This window comes from Pseudomonas sp. CAM1A, from assembly GCF_047501685.1.
Classification (GTDB): Bacteria; Pseudomonadota; Gammaproteobacteria; order Pseudomonadales; family Pseudomonadaceae; genus Aquipseudomonas.
In genome coordinates this window covers 186,502-205,213 of sequence record NZ_JBFNXP010000001.1, presented here as the reverse complement: position 1 = coordinate 205,213, position 18,712 = coordinate 186,502, and the positions used below count along the sequence as shown (strand labels likewise).

Sequence of the window (18,712 nt, the reverse complement as noted above, 5' to 3'; positions counted from 1 at the left end):
GGTGCGGTCTCAGGCGGCCTGGCGAGCGGTGATGAACGCCGCGAGGGTGGCGACGTTGGTGAAATGGCTGCGGGTGTCCTTGGCATCGGCGTCGATCTTGATGCCGTAGCGCTTCTGGATTGCCAGGCCCAGCTCGAGGGCGTCCACCGAGTCCAGGCCCAGGCCTTCGCCGAACAGTGTCTGCGCGTCGTCGATGTCCTGCACGCTGATGTCTTCCAGGCCCAGGGCGTCGATGATCAGTTGCTTGATATCACGGTTCAGGTCGTGCTGTGCATCGCTCATCGGTGGCGAGCTCCTTGTTGTAGTACTGGTGCAGGTAATCATTGAGTTTGCGCGACGCCAGGGGCGCCGGGCCAAGGCTGGCGAAGGCCTGGGGGTCGATATCGGCGCCAACGCGCAGGCTGAAGTGCACGCGTCGCCGGGGGATGCGGTACCAGGGTTCGTGCTTGGTCAGGGTGGTGGGGCTGACCTGGATGATCACCGGTGTGATGATTTTCGCACCGCGCAGGGCGATCGCGGCGGCGCCACGATGGAAGGCCGGGGCCTGACCGGGCGGGGTGCGGGTGCCTTCTGGGAAGATCACCAGCGGCTGGCCCTGTTGCAGCGAAGCAGCGGCCTTGTCGAGCATGTCCAGGCTGCCGTCATTGCCGATGTACTGCGCCTCGCGCACCGGCCCACGGGTGAAGGGGTTGCCGAACAGGCTGTGCTTGACCACGCAGTTGGCGTCGCGCACCAGCCCCAGCAGGAACACCACGTCGATCAATGAAGGGTGGTTGGCAATGATCATCTGCCCGCGCCCGCCCAGGCGTTCGGCGCCGCTGATGTCGAAGGTGAGCACACCGAGGCTGCGCATGATCAGGATGAACCGCCAGAACAGCCAGCCAATGGTGCGGCGGGCGCGTTGGCGATGCTGCTCGTCAGCGCCGGGCAGGCAGGCCAGCAGCGGAAATACCAGCAGGCGCAGGCACAGCCCGCCCAGGCCGAACAGCAGGAAGCTCAGGGCGGTGGCCGCCAGGCGCCACAGGTAGGCGTCGCGGGGGCGGTTCATGGCTGACGTCGCCAGTTCCATGTGCGACGGCTCCAGGTGTGAGAAAAGGTGTTGTGGCCGTTGAGCGAGGCGTGCAGCCAGGCCAGGGCATGGGGCAGTTCGGGGGCTGGCGCCGTTTGTGCAGGCTCAAGGGACAACTGCCATTGCCGGCCGGGGGTGAGCAGCAGGGCCAGGGCGTAGGCAAACGGTACGTCGCTGATGCAGGGCGCGTAAGCGGCCGGGGGTTGTTCTTCGGTGATGATCAGCAGCACCGCCGGCGCACCTTCGGCCAGCAGCGCGGCAGCTTCCACGGCGCCTTGCTCGAAGCCGTCGCCGGAGGCAGCCAGCGCGGTCATCTCGCAAGTTTGCCCGCGCATGATCGACCACAGCCCGATCATCGCGTTGTGCACCGACAGGCTGAACTGGGTGGGCGACAGGGGCTGCTGGCTGGCCAGTTCACTGAGGATCGAGAAGGTGCGCGGGGTTTCCCCGTGCCGCGAAACGAACACCAGCGGCAGGTCGGCGTGGCCGTCGGCCAGGGGCCAGCCGACGGCAAAGGCCATGCGCGCCATATGGCTCAGGCGGCGGCGCTGCAATGCCGGCAGAAACGCCACGTCTGGCGCCTGTTCGGCACAGGGCGCGCGTTCGGCGCCGTCCGCCCAGGCCTGCCAGTCGGCCGCGCCGGTCAGGCCCGGGGCCCAGGCACGCCATTGGCTGATGTCGAAGGTGATCATGATGAGTGTGACGTTCCGCCCTGAGGGAGTTCCTGTCCGTGGGAATGACTCGGAGCACGCGCCGTGCGGGCTAGGCGCACGGGAAGGTGGCGCGCATTATCCCGTTGCACGGGACGTGTATCAATCCACATGATGGCTATCGGACAATATCCACACGCATCTGCGTCGTGTCCGCTTCCATGCCTGCACGGTTTCCGACAGTCGGTTACTCGCAGGTTGTCGGGCGGCTTACCGTCAACTTGAGCGAACAACGCTGGCCAATGGCGCGGTGTCGCCACATACTCGGGCATTCGTTGATACACGGAGGTCTGACATGCGGCGCGTGGTGTTCAATCAGAAAGGTGGCGTGGGCAAGTCGAGCATTGCCTGCAATCTTGCGGCGGTCAGTGCCAATGAAGGCTACCGGACCTTGCTGATCGACCTGGATGCCCAGGCCAACTCGACCCAGTACCTCACCGGCCTGACCGGCGACGACATCCCCATGGGCATCGCCGAGTTCTTCAAGCAGTCCCTGTCCAGCGGGCCGTTCGCCAAGAAGAACAAGGTCGATATCTACGAAACGCCCTTCGATAACCTCCATGTGGTGACTGCCACTGCGGAGCTGGCCGACCTGCAGCCCAAGCTCGAGGCCAAGCACAAGATCAACAAGCTGCGCAAACTGCTCGATGAGTTGGACGAGGATTACGAGCGGATCTATATCGATACCCCTCCAGCACTCAATTTTTACGCGGTTTCCGCATTGATCGCGGCCGATCGCGTGCTGATCCCCTTCGATTGCGATAGTTTCTCGCGACAGGCCCTGTATGGCCTGCTGGCCGAGATCGATGAGCTCAAGGAAGACCACAACGACGAGCTGATGGTCGAGGGCATCGTGGTCAACCAGTTCCAGTCACGGGCCAGCCTGCCCCAGCAGATGCTTGACGAGCTGCTGGCCGAGGGCCTGCCGGTGCTGCCGGTCTACCTCGGCAGTTCGGTGAAGATGCGTGAGTCGCACCATGCCAGCCTGCCGCTGATCCACCTTGAGCCACGGCACAAGCTGACCCAGCAGTTCGTCGAGTTGCATGATCTGCTTGAGCGCAGCGCCTAGACGGTACTCAATCGGGTGGTGTTCAACATCGGAGGTAACAAGGACCGCCTCGTAGTGGAAATGCAGTACCGGTCCGGCATTGCCTGGGTCAAATTCGTCGGTACGCACAAGCGTTATGACGAGATCGACGTGGAGACGATCAATGAATATTAAGCCTATCCGCAGTGATGATGACCTGCAGGCCGCATTCAAGCGGTTAGAAGTCATTTTCCAGGCCGAGCCCGGCACGCCTGAGGCGGATGAAATGGAAGTGCTTGTTACATTGATTGAGGTCTATGAGAACAAGCACTATCCCATTCAAGCCGCAGACCCTATTGAGGCCATCAAATTCTGCATGGATCAGCAGGGGCTTACAGCACGTGACCTTGAGCGATACATCGGCCCGAGTGGACGCGTTTCCGAAGTGTTGAATGGCAAGCGTGGCTTGAGTCTTTCGATGACAAATACGACCAATAAATCGCGAGCGATTTTTGCGCTCAGGCAAGGCGTCGCGACGAGTCGTAGCCCAGCTACGGCGAGGAGCGACAACGCCGCATGAGCGCAAAAAGCGCCGCGAGTTATGGTCGTTATTTGTGAAACACCACACTAGACCCCTTGCCCGCGCAGCCACTCCAGCAACGACTGGAGTGGAAACGCACCGGCCTGGCGGGTCACTTCGCGGCCGTTCCTGAACAGGATCAGGCTGGGGATCGAGCGGATACCCAACTGGCCGGCCAGGTTGCGATTGGCTTCGCTGTCAAGCTTGGCCAGGCGGCAGCGCCCGGCCAGCTGGCGCGCGGCCTGCTCGAACACCGGGGCGAAGCTCTTGCACGGGCCGCACCAGTCGGCCCAGACATCCAGCAGCAGCGGCAGATCACCTTTGATCTGGGCGGCATAGTTGCCTTCGGTCAGCTCGAACGAGGTGCTCAGCAGCACGTTCTGTTTGCAGCGGCCGCATTTCGGGGTGTCGCCCAGGCGCTCGGCGGGGATGCGGTTGAGGCCGTTGCAGTGGGGGCAGGGAATAAGCAGTGGATCAGACATTTTCAGTTCCAATGGGCATTTGAGGGGGCACTGTGGGAGCGGGCCATCTTCATAAAAGGGCGTCATTCAGGACGAGCAGCTGATCTCCAGGTGCTTGCCCCACTCCGGCGGCCGTTCGGCATACGCCTGCATTCCATCCTGCTCTTCAAAAGGTTTGCTCAGCACCTGATGCAGCCGCCGCACTTCACTGTAGTCGCCGGCCTCTGCCGCTTCGATGGCCTTCTGCGCCAGGTAATTGCGCAGTACGTATAGTGGATTGACAGCATGCATCCGCTCACGGCGACCTTCGGCATTACCCGGCTCACGCTCGCAGCGTGCCAGGTAGTCCGCACCCCAGGCATCGAAACCGGCCAGGTCGACGAAATCTTCGCGCACCACTTGCAGGGCCTCGGCCACTGGTTGCTCGCCCAGCCGGCGGAAGAACAGTGTGTAGTCCACGCCGCCGCTCTGCATGCGTTGCAGCAGGCGCTCGACCAGCGCCATGTCGTCGTCTTCGGCGATGGTCAGCCCCAGGCGGCGGCGCATCAGGTCCAGGTAGTGGGCCTGGTACAGCGGCAGAAACAGAGCCAGGGTCTCCTTCAGCGGCTCGACCTCGATCACCGTGGTCAGGGCCTGGGCCAGGGCGCTGAGGTTCCAGTGGGCGATCGGCACCTGGTTGGCGTAGCTGTAGCGGCCGCGGTCGTCGGAGTGGTTGCAGATGAAGTTGGCGTCGAAGTCGTCGAGGAAGGCGTAGGGGCCGAAGTCGAAAGTGATGCCGAGGATCGACATGTTGTCGGTATTCATCACCCCGTGACAGAAGCCGTAGGCCTGCCAGCGGGCGATCAGCTCGGCGTTGCGCTCGACGATGGTGCGGAACATGGCCAGGTAGGGCAGCTCGGCGTCGCGGCACTCGGGGTAGTGCTGCTCCAGCACATGGTCGATCAGTACCCGCTGTTGTTCCGGTTGCTTGGTGTAGTAGAAGTACTCGAAATGGCCGAAGCGCACATGGCTCTGGGCCAGGCGCAGCAGCATCGCGGCGCTTTCGCGGGTTTCCCGCCACACCGTGGTGCTCGAGCCGATCACGCACAGTGCCCGGCTGCTGGGGATGCCCAGCGCGCTCAGGGCCTCGGAGGCAAGGAACTCGCGAATCGACGAACGCAGCACGGCCCGGCCATCACCCATGCGTGAGTAAGGCGTCTGGCCGGCACCCTTGAGGTGCAGGTCCCAGTGTTCGCCGGCCTCGTTGAGGATCTCACCCAACAGCAGGCCGCGGCCATCGCCCAGGCGCGGGTTGTAGGAGCCGAACTGGTGGCCGGAGTAGACCATCGCCCGCGGGTCGGCTTCCTCCCAGAGCTTGTGGCCGCTGAACAGCTCGGCGAACACCGGCAGTTCGGCCTGGGCGGGATCGAGGTCGAGCAGGGCCATTGCCGAATCGCTGGCAACGACAAGACGCGGGTCGGCGATCGGGTCGGGCAGGACCTGGGTGGAGAAGGCATCGCCGAGTTGGGCGAAGCGGTTGTCGAAGGTCAGGTGGTCAAGGGTTTTCACAGGCCGGCTCCGCGATTGGAATGATCGCGGGGCAAGCCCGCTCCCACGCAGCAGTGTGGGAGCCGGCTTGCCCCGCGAGGCGGTAGGACATTGTCAGGGTGCATGCCCCCTGGCGTCCACTCAGCTCGGCGGCGTGCTGTCCGGTTTGCTGTCCATCGGGATCAGTTGCTGCTTGCCGTTCTTCGCGTCCATGAGGAACACCTCCACCTGGCGCACCGAGATCTTGATGTTGTGCGCCTTGAACTCACGGTTGATATAGCGGTTGAGCTCGTCCAGGGTCGGATTGCGGTCGCCCAGGTCGCGCACGTGCATGCGCAGCTCGTGGTCCAGCGAGCTTTCGCCGAAGTTGAGGAAGTACACCAGCGGCTCCGGGTCCTTGAGCACCCGTGGGTTCTCGTGGGCGCCCTTGAGCAGCAGGTCGCGCACCAGGTCCAGGTCCGAGCCGTAGTCGATGCCCAGCTTCAGCGTCACCCGGGTGACCGTGTCGGTCAGCGACCAGTTGATCAGCTGGCCGGTGATGAAGGTCTTGTTGGGGACGATGATGTCCTTGCGGTCGAAGTCGGTGATGGTGGTGGCGCGGATGCGGATCTTGCTCACCGTGCCGGACAGGTTGCCGATGGTGATGGTGTCGCCGATACGCACCGGGCGCTCGAACAGGATCATGATGCCGGAGATGAAGTTGGCGAAGATCTCCTGCATGCCGAAGCCCAGGCCCAGGGACAATGCCGCCACCAGCCATTGCAGCTTGTCCCAGCTGACTCCGAGGGTGGCCAGGGTGCTGACGATACCGACCCCGGCGATCACATAGGACAACAGTGTGGTAATGGCGTACGCGCTGCCCTGCGCCAGGTTCAGTCGCGACAGCACCAGCACTTCGAGCAGGCCGGGCAGGTTGCTGGCCAGGGCCACGGCGATGCCGGCGATGACCATGGCGCCAAGCAGGTCGCCGAGGCTGATCGGTACCATGCTGGCAGCCGCGCCGGTGCCGCTGCTGTACTCGTAGAGAGTGATGTTGTTGAGGTAGGCGAACACGGTGATGAGGTCTGCCCATACCCAATACAGCCCACCGATGAAACCGCCGAGCAGGGCCAGGCGGATCAGGCGCAGCGACTGCTGGTTGACCTGCTCGATGTCCAGGGTCGGCTCCTCGATCACCACCTCGCCATCCAGGCCTTCCTTGGCGGCCTGGCGTTTGCTCAGGGCGCGCTGGTAGGCCAGGCGCCGCGCGGCCACCGACAGGCCACGCACGAACGCGGCCTCGATCACCAGCCAGAACAGCAGCAGGTAAAGGGTGTAGATCAGCCGGTCGGTAAGCTTGAGAGCGGTGTAGTAGTAGCCGAAACACACCGCCACGAACAGGGCGATGGGCAGGGCGGTGAAGGCCACCCCGACCGCCTTGCGAAACAGCGAGGTATTCTGGTGCGCCGGGCTGCTCAGCAGCAGGCGGCTGAGCAGCCAGGCCATCAGCGCATAGCAGGTCAGCACCACGCCGATGCCCAGCACGTCATCGGCCAGTGCCGACGGTTGGTGCTCGGCCACCGCCACCACACCGACCAGGGCCAGCACCACGGTGCCGAGCCGGCGCACCCAGCCGCGCAGGAACTCGACCTGCGGCTTGTGCCAGCGGAAGTGGATCTCGGCCACGCCACCCGGGGCGAGGATGCGGTAGGCGGTGTAGAACACCAGCCAGGCCTGGGCAAGCTGCCACAGGGCGGCGCCGAGGTTGGCGTTCTGCCCGCGGGCGTCGAGCTGCAGGGCGTAGCTGCCCAGGGTCAGGGCCAGGGCCACCGGCAGGGCCAGGAGGATGTTGATCAGGATCGCCTGGGGCGTGTGCCACTGGCTGTCGCGCTTGAAGTGACCGATGTCCTGGTGGACCTTGCCCAGGCGTCGGTACAGCGCCTTGCGCCGCCACAACAGGGCGCCGATCACCAGGATCAGCGGCAGGAACAGCAGCGGCTGTTGCACCAGGCCGTCGCCCAGCTCCTTGATACCCGCGCCCCAGGGCAGGCTGGCCACCTGGTAGGCCAGGCCCTCGGGCACTTCGCGCAGCCACTGCCAGTCCAGCGGCTTGTTGCTGGGGATCCAGAACATCTGCTCTTCCAGCGTGGTGCGCAGGTTCTGGGCGGTGCTCAGCAGTTGTTTCTGGTTCAGCTGCAGCGTGATGCATTCGTTGAGCAGCGCCGACAGTTCACGGTTCAACCGCTCAAGCAGGTCGCCTCGGGTGATCGCCACTTCCAGCAGGGCCTTGCGCAGCTGCGGGGTGACATTTTCCTCGGGCTGGCTTGCCAGCAGCTTGTCCACGTAGGTGGACGGGCTGCTCATCTGTTCGCGCTCCTGGTTGATTTCGAACTGGTACAGGCGGATATCGGCGATCTGGTCGGCCAGGTTGCGATCGAGCTTCAGGTGCGGCAGCGCCTGCTTCTGCTTGTAGAGAATCTTCGACAGCAGCAGGCTGCCCTTGAGCACGTTGATTTGTTCGTCGAGGGCCTGGTCGGCCTGGGTGAGGCTGTCGAGCTGCTGCTTGGTGCGCAGGTTCTGCTGGGTCACCTCGTTGAGGCGGTCGGTGCTGCGCAGCAGGTAGTCGGACAACTGCAGGTTGGCGGTGCTCTCGGTGGCCAGCAGGTTGCTGCCGCCGGCCTTCTGCGCCTCGATCGACTGACGGGTGACGGCCTGCTGCGACTGCGCCAGGCGCTTTTCGTTGATCAGCGTCTGCAGGTCCTGGATTTCCTGCTCCTGGCGTGTGGCGCGTTCGATCAGCAGGTCGTGGCGGGCGTTGCCCAGGTCCTGCAGCACGCTGTTGCCCGCCAGCTCCTGGCGGCGCAGCAGGGTCAGGGCGTTGAGCGAGGCCAGCTCGGCATTGAGCTGGTTGCGCTGGTCGGCGTTGATTGCCTTGCCGTTGTCCTTGCCGCTCTTGAGGCTGTTGTTGATCTGCTGGGCGCGCATCTGGTTGCTGCTGATCTCGGCCTGGGCGCGTTCAGGACGGGTCTGCGAATTGATGATCAGGCTGTTGGCTTCGGACAGCGCCTTCTGCAGGTCGCCCTGCTGGGTGCTGCGTTCGCTGAGCATCTGCTCGAGCTGCGGCACGCTCAGGCTGGCAAAGCGCTGCGCCACCGGCAAGGTGACACTGGCCTTGAGCTTGATCAGCTCGCGCTGGCTGTCGCGGATCTCCTGGGGCGCGTTGGCCAACTGCTGCTTGAGGGCTTCGAGCTTCTTCTCGCTGTCGTCGCGGGCGTTGAGCAGCGCCAGGGTCTGTTCCAGCACCTGTTGCACGGCTTTCTGCTCGGTTTCCGGCAGCTTGCGCTCGGCGATCTTGCTCAGGCTGCTCTGGATGCCCGGGGTGGTCGGGATTTCCACCGCGCCGGCGGCGAACGAGAGGGTCAGGCACAGCCCCAGCAGGGCTGCGCGGCAATGGTCACGCAGGGACATAGGCAGAGTTCTTGTGTTACGCGGCAAATCGGAGTTTAGAGGAACAGCCCAGGGCCGGGGCGGGTACCTTCGGGGAATCTGACGCCCACTTTCTGGATCTTGTTCCCGTCCATGACTGCGACGGTCCAGATCGTGCCGTGCCATTCGATCTGGTCGCCTACTACTGGAGCGCCTCCGACCTTCTGTCGGATGAACTGCGCCAGCGGCATTTTCGCGTCCAGGCCATCGAGTTTCAGGCCATAAAGTGCGGCCACCGCGCCCAGCTCGGCATCGCCTTCGAGGACGAAGTCGCCGAAGAAACGCAGGTCCAGGCCGCGTTGCGGCGCCTGGCTGAACAGCTTGCCCAGCGCCGGCAGGTTATGTTCGTGGCCGATCACGCAGAGCATGTCACCGACTTCCAGCACGGTACTGCCCGACGGGTGCAGCAGTTGCTCGCCGCGGAACAAGGCGGCGATCCGCGTGCCCTCGGGCATCTTCAGCTCGCGCAGCGCGGCGCCGATGCACCACTTTTCGGCGCCCAGGCGGTACACGAACAGCTCCCACTCGCTGGTGACGTGCACCTCGAGCGCGGAGCGGGAAATCGGCGCCGGGTCCGGCGGTACCGTGACCTTCAGCAGCTTGGCCATCCACGGCAGGCTGGTGCCTTGCACCAGCAGCGACACCAGCACGATGAAGAACGCCAGGTTGAAGAACAGCTGGGCCTGGGGCAGGCCGGCCATCAGCGGGAACACCGCCAGGATGATCGGCACCGCGCCGCGCAGGCCGACCCAGCTGATGAAGCCTTTCTCGCGGCCATGGAAGGCCTTGAACGGCAGCAGGGCAGCCACCACCGACAGCGGGCGGGCCACCAGGATCATCCACAGTGCCAGGCCCAGGGCGGGCAGGGCGATGGGCAGCAGGTCGTGGGGCGTGACCAGCAGGCCCAGCACCAGGAACATGCCGATCTGTGCCAGCCACGCCATGCCGTCGAGCATGTGCAGGATGCCGTGGCGGCTGCGTATCGGCCGGTTGCCCAGCACCAGGCCGCACAGGTACACGGCGAGGAAGCCGCTGCCGTGCAGGGCGTTGGTCAGGGAGAACACCACCAGGCCGCCGGCCACCACCAGGATCGGGTACAGGCCGCCGGCCAGGTTGATGCGGTTGACCAGTTGCAGCATCAGCCAGCCGCCGCCAAGGCCCATCAGCCCGCCAATGCCGAACTCGCGCAGCAGGTGGGTCAGCAGGCTCCAGTGCAGGCCGGTCTGGCCGCTGGCGATCATGTCGATCAGGGTCACGGTGAGGAACACCGCCATCGGGTCGTTGCTGCCCGATTCGATCTCCAGGGTGGCGGTGACCCGTTCGTTGAGGCCTTTGCCGCCCAGCAGCGAGAACACCGCTGCGGCGTCAGTGGAGCCGACGATGGCACCGATCAGCAGGCCTTGGATCAGGCTCAGGTCGAACAGCCAGGCGGCGACCATGCCGGTCAGGCCGGTGGTGATCAGCACGCCCACCGTGGCCAGCGACAGGGCCGGCCACAGCGCCACGCGGAAACTCGCCACCCGAGTACGCAGGCCGCCGTCGAGCAAAATCACGGCAAGTGCCAGGTTGCCCACCAGGTAGGCGGTCGGGTAATTGTTGAAGATGATGCCGCCACCATCGACACCGGCGACCATGCCGACGGCGAGAATGATGACCAGAATAGGGATGCCCAGGCGCGACGACAGCGAGCTGACCAGGATACTGGCCCCGACCAGCAGGGCGCCGATCAGGAACAGGCTGTTGATGGTGCTCGCATCCAAAGGCGGTACTCCGGGACATCGCAGAAAAAGGGACTTGTAGCGTGAACTAGCAGGTCGCGTGCCAATCGATTCTAACCTGATGAATTGGCAGGCTGTAAAGCGTTTCTGCAGATGTAGAAAAGGCACCTCGAAAGGTGCCTTTTCTTGTGTCGCCAGAGGCTGGAGCAGGATTACGCCTGCTTCACTTCACGCATCGGCTTGCCCTTCACCGGTGCATCGCCCGCCACGTAGTACTTGGCGGTGCTGCGCGGCAGCGGCTTGCGGCCACGGATCTTGTCCGAGATCTTCTCGGCGATCATGATCGTGGTGGCGTTGAGGTTGCCGGTGATGATCAGCGGCATGATCGAGGCGTCGACCACGCGCAGGCCCTGCATGCCATGCACGCGACCTTCGGCATCGACCACTGCCATGTCATCGGTGCCCATCTTGCACGAGCAGGACGGGTGGAAGGCGGTTTCGGCGTGCTCGCGGATGAATTTGTCCAGCTCTTCATCGGTCTGCACGTGCGCGCCCGGGCTGATCTCGCGACCGCGGTACGGGTCCAGCGCCGGCTGGGCCATGATTTCGCGGGTCAGGCGGATGCCGTCGCGGAATTCCTGCCAGTCCTGCTCGGTGGACATGTAGTTGAACAGGATGCTTGGGTGCTGGCGCGGGTTCTTCGACTTGGCCTGGATGCGACCACGGGCCGGCGAGCGCATGGAGCCCATGTGCGCCTGGAAACCGTGCTCTTTCACACCGTTCGAGCCGTTGTAGTTAATCGCTACCGGCAGGAAGTGGTACTGGATGTTCGGCCACTTGAACTCAGGGCGGGTACGGATGAAACCGCCGGCCTCGAACTGGTTGCTGGCGCCGATGCCGGTGCCGTTGAACAGCCACTCGGCACCGATTTTCGGCTGGTTCCACCACAGCAGCGATGGGTACAGAGAAACCGGCTGGGTGCAGGCGTACTGCAGGTACAGCTCGAGGTGGTCCTGCAGGTTCTCGCCGACGCCCGGCAGGTCGTGGACCACCGGAATGTCGAGGCTTTCCAGCAGGGCGCGCGGGCCGACACCGGAGCGCTGCAGCAGTTGCGGCGAAGCGATGGCGCCGGAACTGACGATGACTTCCTTGCGCGCACGGGCCTCGACGCGCTCTTCGCTGTCACCGACCAGGTAGGTCACGCCAACAGCGCGCTTGTTGTCGAACAGCACGCGGTCGCTCAGGGCATGGGTGACGATGGTCAGGTTCGGGCGCTTCTTGGCCTGGTCCAGGTAGCCGCGGGCGGTGCTCGAGCGACGACCGTTCTTGGTCACCGAACGGTCCATCGGGCCGAAGCCTTCCTGCTGGTAGCCGTTGAGGTCTTCGGTGCGCGGGTAACCGGCCTGCACACCGGCTTCGACCATGGCGTGGAACAGCGGGTTGTTGCCGGCCTTGGGCGTGGCCACGCTGACCGGGCCTTCGCCGCCGTGGTAGTCGTTCGGACCGATGTCGCGGGTTTCGGCCTTGCGGAAGTACGGCAGGCAGTCCAGGTAGGTCCAGTCCTCGAGGCCTGGCAGTTCAGCCCAGCCGTCGAAGTCCATGGCGTTGCCGCGGATGTAGCACATGCCGTTGATCAGCGAGGAACCACCCAGGCCCTTGCCGCGGCCACATTCCATGCGGCGGCCGTCCATGTGTGGCTCCGGATCGGTCTCGTAGGCCCAGTTGTAGCGACGGCCCTGCAGCGGGAAGGCCAGGGCGGCTGGCATCTGGGTGCGGAAGTCGAAGCGGTAGTCCGGGCCGCCGGCTTCGAGCAGCAGGACGGTGACGCTGGCGTCTTCGGTCAGGCGGGTGGCCAGGGTGTTACCGGCCGAACCTGCACCGACGATGATGTAATCGAATTCTTGGGACATTGAAGTACCCTCGTTAGTTGTCAGGGAGCGGAAACGCCCGCGCTCAAGGGCGCGGGCGTGGCGGGACCGGGTTTAGAAAACCGAGTTGTAGCCGCCCAGCTCGACCTGAACCGACTTGATGCGAGTGTATTGAGCCAGCGAGCTGACACCGTTCTCACGGCCGACGCCCGACTGCTTGTAGCCGCCAACCGGCATTTCGGCCGGCGACTCGCCCCAGGCGTTGATCCAGCAGATACCGGCTTCGAGCTTGTGGATGATGCGGTGGGCACGGCTGATATCGTTGGTGCAGACGCCGGCGGCCAGGCCGTATTCGGTGTCGTTGGCGCGACGGATGACTTCTTCCTCGGTCTCGTAGCTGAGGATGCTCATCACCGGGCCGAAGATCTCTTCCTTGACGATGGTCATGTCGTCGGAGCAGTCGGTGAACACGGTCGGGGCGACGAACGCGCCCTTGGCGAAGTCGCCGTCCAGCAGACGCTCACCGCCGCAGAGAACGCGGGCGCCTTCTTCTTTACCCTTGGCGATGTACGACAGCACGCTTTCCATGTGCTGGAAGCTGACCAGCGGGCCGAAGTTGGTGTTCTCGTCTTCCGGGTTGCCAACGCGGATGCGCGCGACGCGCTCGGCGATCTTGGCTTCGAAGGCGGCCTTCATCGAGGCAGGGATGAATACGCGGGTGCCGTTGGTGCAGACCTGACCGGAGCTGTAGAAGTTGGCCATCATGGCGATGTCGGCGGCCTTGTCCAGGTCGGCATCGTCGCAGATGATCAGCGGCGACTTGCCGCCCAGCTCCATGGTGACTTCCTTGAGCGACGAGCTCGAGGCGCTGGCCATGACCTTCTTGCCGGTGGTGGTGCCGCCGGTGAAGGAGACCTTCTCGATGCGCGCGTGTTCGGTCAGCCAGGTGCCGACTTCACGACCGCTGCCGGTCAGGACGTTGAACACGCCGTTCGGCAGGCCGGCTTCGGTGAAGATCTCGGCCAGTTTCAGGGTGGTCAGCGAGGTGACTTCCGATGGCTTGAAGATCATCGCGTTGCCGGCGGCCAGGGCCGGGGCGGATTTCCACAGGGCGATCTGGATCGGGTAGTTCCAGGCGCCGATACCGGCGGTCACGCCCAGCGGCTCGCGGCGGGTGTAGACGAAGGACGATTCGCGCAGCGGGATCTGCTCGCCTTCGATGGCCGGCACCAGGCCTGCGTAGTATTCCAGCACGTCGGCGCCGGTGACGATGTCGACGTAGCGGGTCTCGGAGTACGACTTGCCGGTGTCCAGGGTTTCCAGCATGGCCAGCTCGTCGTTGCGCTCGCGCAGGATGTCGACGGCGCGGCGCAGGATGCGCGAACGCTGCATGGCGGTCATGGCGGCCCAGACTTTCTGGCCACGTTCGGCGCTTTCGACGGCCTTCTCGACGTCAGCTTGAGTTGCGCGCTGCACGTGGGCGAGGACTTCGCCGGTAGCTGGGTTGATGGCTTCGAAGGTGGCATCGCTGCCAGCGTCGACGTAAGCGCCATCAATGTAGAGTTTTTGCGTTCCGAAACGGGCCATAGTGTCCTCGCAAGTGCAGTGTGTGGTTGGCTGCCGCGTCACGCTCCCGCCGGTTGGCTGGTCGCTGCGCGCGGCTGTTCAGCGGCCTGGTCGGTTGTGCCCAGGGTCTGCTGTTTAGCCAGTTGTAGATCCATGTATTCGTAAGCGATGCGTATTGCCTGCTCGGTGTCGAATGCGTCACCCGACAAGGCACCACGCAACCACAGGCCGTCGATCAGGGCTGCCAGACCGCGGGCGGCCTTGCGCGCATGGTAGAGCGGCAGGACACGGCGGAACTGGCAGCACAGGTTGGAATACAAGCGGTGGTCGTTGATCCGCTGCAACCTGTGCAAAGACGGCTGGTGCATGCTGGAGGCCCAGAAGGCCAGCCAGGTTTTCATTGCCGGGCCATTCACCTGGCTCGCATCGAAGTTGCCTTCGATGATCACCTTCAGGTGGGCACGCGGGCTGTCGTCCGTGAGGGCCTGACGACGCGCGATCACACCCTCGTTGAGCATGTTCATGATGTAGCGCATCGTCGCTGCGATCAGGCCGTTCTTGTCCTGAAAGTAGTGACTGATGATGCCGTTCGACACGCCGGCCAAACGGGCAATCAGCGCAATGCTGGCATCTCCCAATCCGACCTGATCGACCGCCTGCAAGGTGGCTTCGATCAACTGCTGGCGGCGGATGGGTTGCATACCGACCTTGGGCATCTTGCTATCTCCTCAGGCCTGCGGGCAGACGACAAGCGGCTGCCTCGGCGAAGGCCAGTCTATTTTGTTTTGATTGAACGTTCAATCAATAAAGAATAAGCTCTGCGACAATTTGTGCCATTGACAGTTTTCGGACGGTCACAGAAGCACGAATCGACACCCCAGGAAATCGCGTAACCCCCGGAATACAAGGCGTTGACGGGCATGGGCGATGCGAAAGACAGATTTTGCCGAGCAGTCACTGGCTGCGCGGCCGGCCCTTGGAGCGGGCCAGGTGTCTGTGGCGAATGCGCGCACCTCCTGATGGAGGGCAAGGTTTTCCACAGCCGACCGGTCTGATTTTTTGCAACGTTCCTATTCGGGATCACGGTTTCCAGGGTGCTTTTATAACACCTGTCGCAGTAGGGCTATTGCACCAATTGCGTGGGAAATAACTGTTTAGCCTCCACTGCCGCACTGCCCGGAGCATTCGTGCAATGAGTTCTGCCTCCCTGACAAAGCCCCCCGCCGAGCGGGTACGGGTCAATCGCGTGGTGTTCTACACCTCGGCGCTGATGATCCTCGTTCTGACTGCCCTGCTGATCGCTGTACCCGAAGCCGCCGGCCAGGTGCTGGGCGTCGCCCAGAAATGGCTGACCCGCACCTTTGGCTGGTACTACATGCTGGTCATCTGTGGTTACCTGCTGTTCGTCGTCTACCTGGCCTTCTCCGACTACGGCAAGCTCAAGCTGGGCGGCAAGGACGACACCCCGGACTTCAGCTACGGCGCCTGGGCCGGCATGCTGTTCTCCTCGGGTATCGGTATCTCGCTGCTGTACTTCGGTGCCTCCGAGCCGCTGGACCACTACTTCAATCCGCCGGAAGGCACGCCCGCCAGCCTCGAGGCCGCGCGCCAGGGTCTGCAGCTGACCTTCCTGCACTGGGGCCTGCACGGCTGGGCGATCTACGCCCTGGTGGGCCTTGCCGTGGGTTACTTCGCCTACCGCCACAACCAGCCGCTGGCACTGCGCTCGGCACTGTACCCGCTGGTCGGCGAGCGTTGGGTCAAGGGCGGCGCCGGCCATGCCGTGGACATCTTCGGCATGTTCGTTACCCTGCTGGGCCTGGTGACCAACCTGGGTATCGGCTCGATGCAGGTGGCCTCGGGCCTGGAATACCTGTTCGGCATGGACCACAGCAAGACCAACCTGTTGGTGGTGATCCTGGTCATGGCGGGCGTTGCCACCGTGGCCGCGGTGTCGGGCGTGGAAAACGGCATTCGCCGCCTGTCCAACCTGAACATCCTGCTGTTCAGCGGCCTGTTGATCTTCGTGCTGCTGGCCGGCAACACCCTGCACCTGCTCAACGGCTTCGTGCAGAACGTCGGTGACTACCTCAACGGTGTCGTGCTGAAGACCTTCGATCTCTATGTCTATGAAGGCGACAGCGACAAGTCCGAGCGCTGGCTGGGCCTGTGGACCGTGTTCTACTGGGCTTGGTGGATCTCCTGGGGCCCGTTCGTCGGCATGTTCATCGCCCGTATCTCCAAGGGCCGTACCGTGCGCCAGCTGGTCAGCGGCGTGCTGCTGATCCCGTTGGGCTTCACCCTGGCCTGGCTGTCGATCTTCGGCAACACCGCGCTGGACCTGGTGATCAACCAGGGTGCGGTGGAGCTGGGCAAGACGGCGCTCGAACAGCCGTCGATGTCGATCTACCAGCTGCTGGAATTCTTCCCGGCCGCCAAGATCGTCATCGGTGTGGCGGTGTTCGTCGGCTTCGTGCTGTTCCTCACCCCGGCCGACTCCGGCGCGGTGATGATGGCCAACCTGTCGTGCAAAGGCGGCAAGGTCGATGAGGACGCCCCGCACTGGATGGTGGTGTTCTGGTCGGTGGTCATCACCCTGGTCACCATCGGCCTGCTGTTCGCCGGTAACTTCGAAGCCATGCAGACCATGGTGGTACTGGCCGGCCTGCCGTTCTCGGTGGTCCTGGTGCTGTTCATGTTCGGCCTGATGAAGGCGATGAAGCAGGACGTCGCGGTCGAGAGCGAGCGCGCCGAACTGGCCGCCCGTGGCCGTCGCGGTTTCAGTGAGCGTCTCAGCCAGCTGGACCTGCAGCCGACCCAGGCCGTTGTCCAGCGCTTCATGGACAAACAGGTCAGCCCGGCACTGAAAGAAGCCGCCGAGCAGCTGCGCACCCTGGGCTTCGAGGTCGAGACCCGGGTTGGCCAGTCGCGCAACATGATGGGCCTGCGGGTGATGATGGAAGAGGGCAACCCCTTCGTCTACGAAGCCAGTCTGGATGGCTACCTGGCCGCGCCGAGCGAGGCGCCGATCGAGGGCGAGCCGGAAGTGCAGCAGCGCTTCTACCGCGCCGAGGTGTACCTGCACGACGGCAGCCAGGAGTACGACCTGATGGGCTTTACCCGCGAGCAGATCGTGCGTGACGTGCTTGATCAGTTCGAAAGCCACCGCCAGCTGCTGGGGCGTGTGTACAGCTGATATCGGCTGATGTCAGGCAAGGGCCCGGTTCGCAAGAACCGGGCCTTTTTCGTTTCCGCTTTCACTGATCGCCAGCCTCCAGCAGATCCTCCCGGGGTGCGGAGCGCTGCTTGACGATATCCTCCGCCTGACTGCAAAGCTTCAGTGGCAGTTCAGCGCGCTTGAACACGTACTGCTGGTGTCGCAGCATCCGGTAGCCGGACGAGTCGGCGCAGTCTGTCTGCTCTGGGCTGCCCTTCTTTACCCGATAGCGCTGCAGGTCAGGCGGCTCGGTTCTCCAGCTCACCCGTAAATCGCCATTCTCCAGCCGTTCGACGGTCATGTCGGGCGCCGGGACGGCCGCTGCCGGCAACAGCTCGACTGCGATGCTCAGTGCATTGGCCAGCAAGCCACGCCAGGCCAGGTCTTCGGCTGAGTCGACGCCCACCACGCAGAGAAAGTGCCAGCCCGTTTCCGGTCCGATCGGGTCATTGATGAGCACGGTGCCCATGGCTGGCAAGGTGCCGCTATAGCCATCGGGATCCTCGCAGGCCAAGGCATCGCGCGTGGCCTTGTAGCGGTAACGCTGGGTGTCCAAGGTAAAGGCGAAGTTCCAGCTCGGTGGCGGTGGATTGCCGTTGTCGTCGTCGCCGAGTTTGTACAACCGTTTGAACGCGGCATTGGATTGCTGGACAAGCTGGAAGCCTGGCGACAGGGGGCAGACCGCGATGTCCAGGTCGAGCCGCCCATCGCTGAAGCAGTCGAGCAGGCCCCCGACTGGGATAGAGGTGACACGCTCGCCACTGATGCTGTTGATCACGCCGATCACCCGGTTGCTGGCCCTTTCCAGAACCGGGCTGCCGGATACGCCTTCGCCAACACCGCGGCAGTCATTGCTTTTGAGTCGCCGCCAGAGCCAAGGCTGTTGCAGCAGAACGGGAAGGTCCTGTTCCGTACAGGCCCTCAGGCGAAGACCGATGTCGGGCCTGCTGGCTTCACCGACCACCAGCACGGCACTGCCGGCTGGCGCAGGCGCGGCCATCATCAAGGGTGCGATGTCGTGGTCGAGCAGTTGCTGCAGCGGCGCATCGAGCTCCAGCAGCGCGAGGTCACGTCCCTGGATGCTGCTCCATACGGCTCGCCGCACGGCTACGCGGTGGCGTTCGGTGATCGTATCGGCGAAATAGTTGAAGGTGATGGTCGCTTGCAGGGGGTGGTCCTGGACAATAACCCCGTTGCGTTTGCTGACGCAGTGGCCGGCCGTGAGCACGTAGGCGGGGCCCCTTGCTACGCCGCCTGGCGCTCGTGTGTCAAGCAGGGTGCCCATGCATTGGCGGTTGCCAGGCAAGTCATTGAGTCGGCCGATACCCGTCCAGTGGCGGCTTTCGCCGTTGCCGTTGGCGAGCAGGCGTGCGGCGGATGGCGGTGCCAGGCCTTGCCCGAAGTCCATGGCCAATGCCGGGGCGCAGAGCACCAGCCCGAGGCAAGCTATACGTAGAGCGATCATGTTCAAACCTCTTGCGAAAGAGGCTGCACTGTCCAGCGC

The 18,712-nt window shown here is 63.9% G+C and carries 14 protein-coding genes and 1 pseudogene; 4 read left to right on the top strand and 11 right to left on the bottom strand.

Translation table 11 applies throughout. The annotated features are described in order from the left end of the window. Positions 1–9: 9 nt before the first annotated feature. Genes ABZO33_RS00895 through ABZO33_RS00885 form a run of 3 tightly spaced genes read right to left on the bottom strand, consistent with a single transcriptional unit; the run spans position 10 to position 1,761 of the window. Complete coding sequence (locus tag ABZO33_RS00895; protein WP_023632703.1) at positions 10–282, bottom strand: phosphopantetheine-binding protein; 273 nt, start codon at positions 280–282, stop codon at positions 10–12. Next, positions 251–1,069 (bottom strand): lysophospholipid acyltransferase family protein, encoded by an 819-nt coding sequence (locus ABZO33_RS00890; protein WP_414534488.1) that lies wholly within the window; start codon positions 1,067–1,069, stop codon positions 251–253. The genes ABZO33_RS00895 and ABZO33_RS00890 overlap by 32 nt, the downstream gene beginning before the upstream one ends. After that, a complete protein-coding gene (locus ABZO33_RS00885) occupies positions 1,045–1,761 on the bottom strand; it encodes a beta-ketoacyl synthase chain length factor (RefSeq protein ID WP_414534487.1) in 717 nt (238 codons plus the stop codon). Before ABZO33_RS00885 ends, ABZO33_RS00890 begins: the two co-directional genes overlap by 25 nt. Before the next feature lie 313 nt (positions 1,762–2,074). Between ABZO33_RS00885 and ABZO33_RS00880 the strand changes: the two genes are divergently transcribed. From ABZO33_RS00880 to ABZO33_RS00870, 3 genes and pseudogenes are all read left to right on the top strand, one after another. Next, positions 2,075–2,848, top strand: coding sequence for a ParA family protein (locus tag ABZO33_RS00880; RefSeq protein ID WP_414534486.1), 774 nt, complete (start codon positions 2,075–2,077; stop codon positions 2,846–2,848). A 9-nt stretch (positions 2,849–2,857) separates the two neighbouring features. Then, positions 2,858–3,001, top strand: a pseudogene (locus tag ABZO33_RS00875) (type II toxin-antitoxin system HigB family toxin); the annotation flags it as partial. After that, positions 2,991–3,386: a helix-turn-helix domain-containing protein gene (locus ABZO33_RS00870; RefSeq protein ID WP_414534485.1), complete on the top strand. Its 396-nt coding sequence runs from the start codon at positions 2,991–2,993 to the stop codon at positions 3,384–3,386. The pseudogene ABZO33_RS00875 and the gene ABZO33_RS00870, both read left to right, overlap by 11 nt. Before the next feature lie 47 nt (positions 3,387–3,433). On the opposite strand, the gene trxC is transcribed toward ABZO33_RS00870, so the two are convergent. The 7 genes from trxC to betI all read right to left on the bottom strand — a co-directional run bounded on the left by trxC (position 3,434) and on the right by betI (position 14,707). Then, a complete protein-coding gene (gene trxC, locus ABZO33_RS00865) occupies positions 3,434–3,868 on the bottom strand; it encodes a thioredoxin TrxC (protein WP_414534484.1) in 435 nt (144 codons plus the stop codon). 66 nt (positions 3,869–3,934) lie between these two features. Next, entirely contained in the window at positions 3,935–5,395 is a 1,461-nt protein-coding gene (selO, locus tag ABZO33_RS00860) for a protein adenylyltransferase SelO (protein WP_414534483.1), read from the bottom strand. A gap of 120 nt (positions 5,396–5,515) precedes the next feature. Then, on the bottom strand, positions 5,516–8,821 hold the full coding sequence (gene mscK, locus ABZO33_RS00855; protein WP_414534482.1) for a mechanosensitive channel MscK: 3,306 nt from the start codon (positions 8,819–8,821) through the stop codon (positions 5,516–5,518). Between the two features lie 35 nt (positions 8,822–8,856). After that, on the bottom strand, positions 8,857–10,599 hold the full coding sequence (locus ABZO33_RS00850) for a potassium/proton antiporter (RefSeq protein WP_038706947.1): 1,743 nt from the start codon (positions 10,597–10,599) through the stop codon (positions 8,857–8,859). A 170-nt stretch (positions 10,600–10,769) separates the two neighbouring features. Further along, positions 10,770–12,467, bottom strand: coding sequence for a choline dehydrogenase (gene betA / locus ABZO33_RS00845; protein WP_414534481.1), 1,698 nt, complete (start codon positions 12,465–12,467; stop codon positions 10,770–10,772). A gap of 72 nt (positions 12,468–12,539) precedes the next feature. After that, on the bottom strand, positions 12,540–14,012 hold the full coding sequence (gene betB, locus ABZO33_RS00840) for a betaine-aldehyde dehydrogenase (protein ID WP_414534480.1): 1,473 nt from the start codon (positions 14,010–14,012) through the stop codon (positions 12,540–12,542). 38 nt (positions 14,013–14,050) lie between these two features. Next, positions 14,051–14,707 carry a transcriptional regulator BetI gene (betI, locus tag ABZO33_RS00835; RefSeq protein ID WP_046853878.1) on the bottom strand — a complete coding sequence of 219 codons (657 nt, stop codon included), beginning with the start codon at positions 14,705–14,707 and terminating at the stop codon, positions 14,051–14,053. 476 nt (positions 14,708–15,183) lie between these two features. Here betI and ABZO33_RS00830 point away from each other — a divergent pair, with 476 nt between their 5' ends. Next, positions 15,184–17,187: a BCCT family transporter gene (locus ABZO33_RS00830; protein ID WP_414534478.1), complete on the top strand. Its 2,004-nt coding sequence runs from the start codon at positions 15,184–15,186 to the stop codon at positions 17,185–17,187. A 61-nt stretch (positions 17,188–17,248) separates the two neighbouring features. On the opposite strand, the gene ABZO33_RS00825 is transcribed toward ABZO33_RS00830, so the two are convergent. Beyond that, positions 17,249–18,616 carry a trypsin-like serine peptidase gene (locus ABZO33_RS00825; protein WP_414534477.1) on the bottom strand — a complete coding sequence of 456 codons (1,368 nt, stop codon included), beginning with the start codon at positions 18,614–18,616 and terminating at the stop codon, positions 17,249–17,251. Positions 18,617–18,712: the final 96 nt, after the last annotated feature.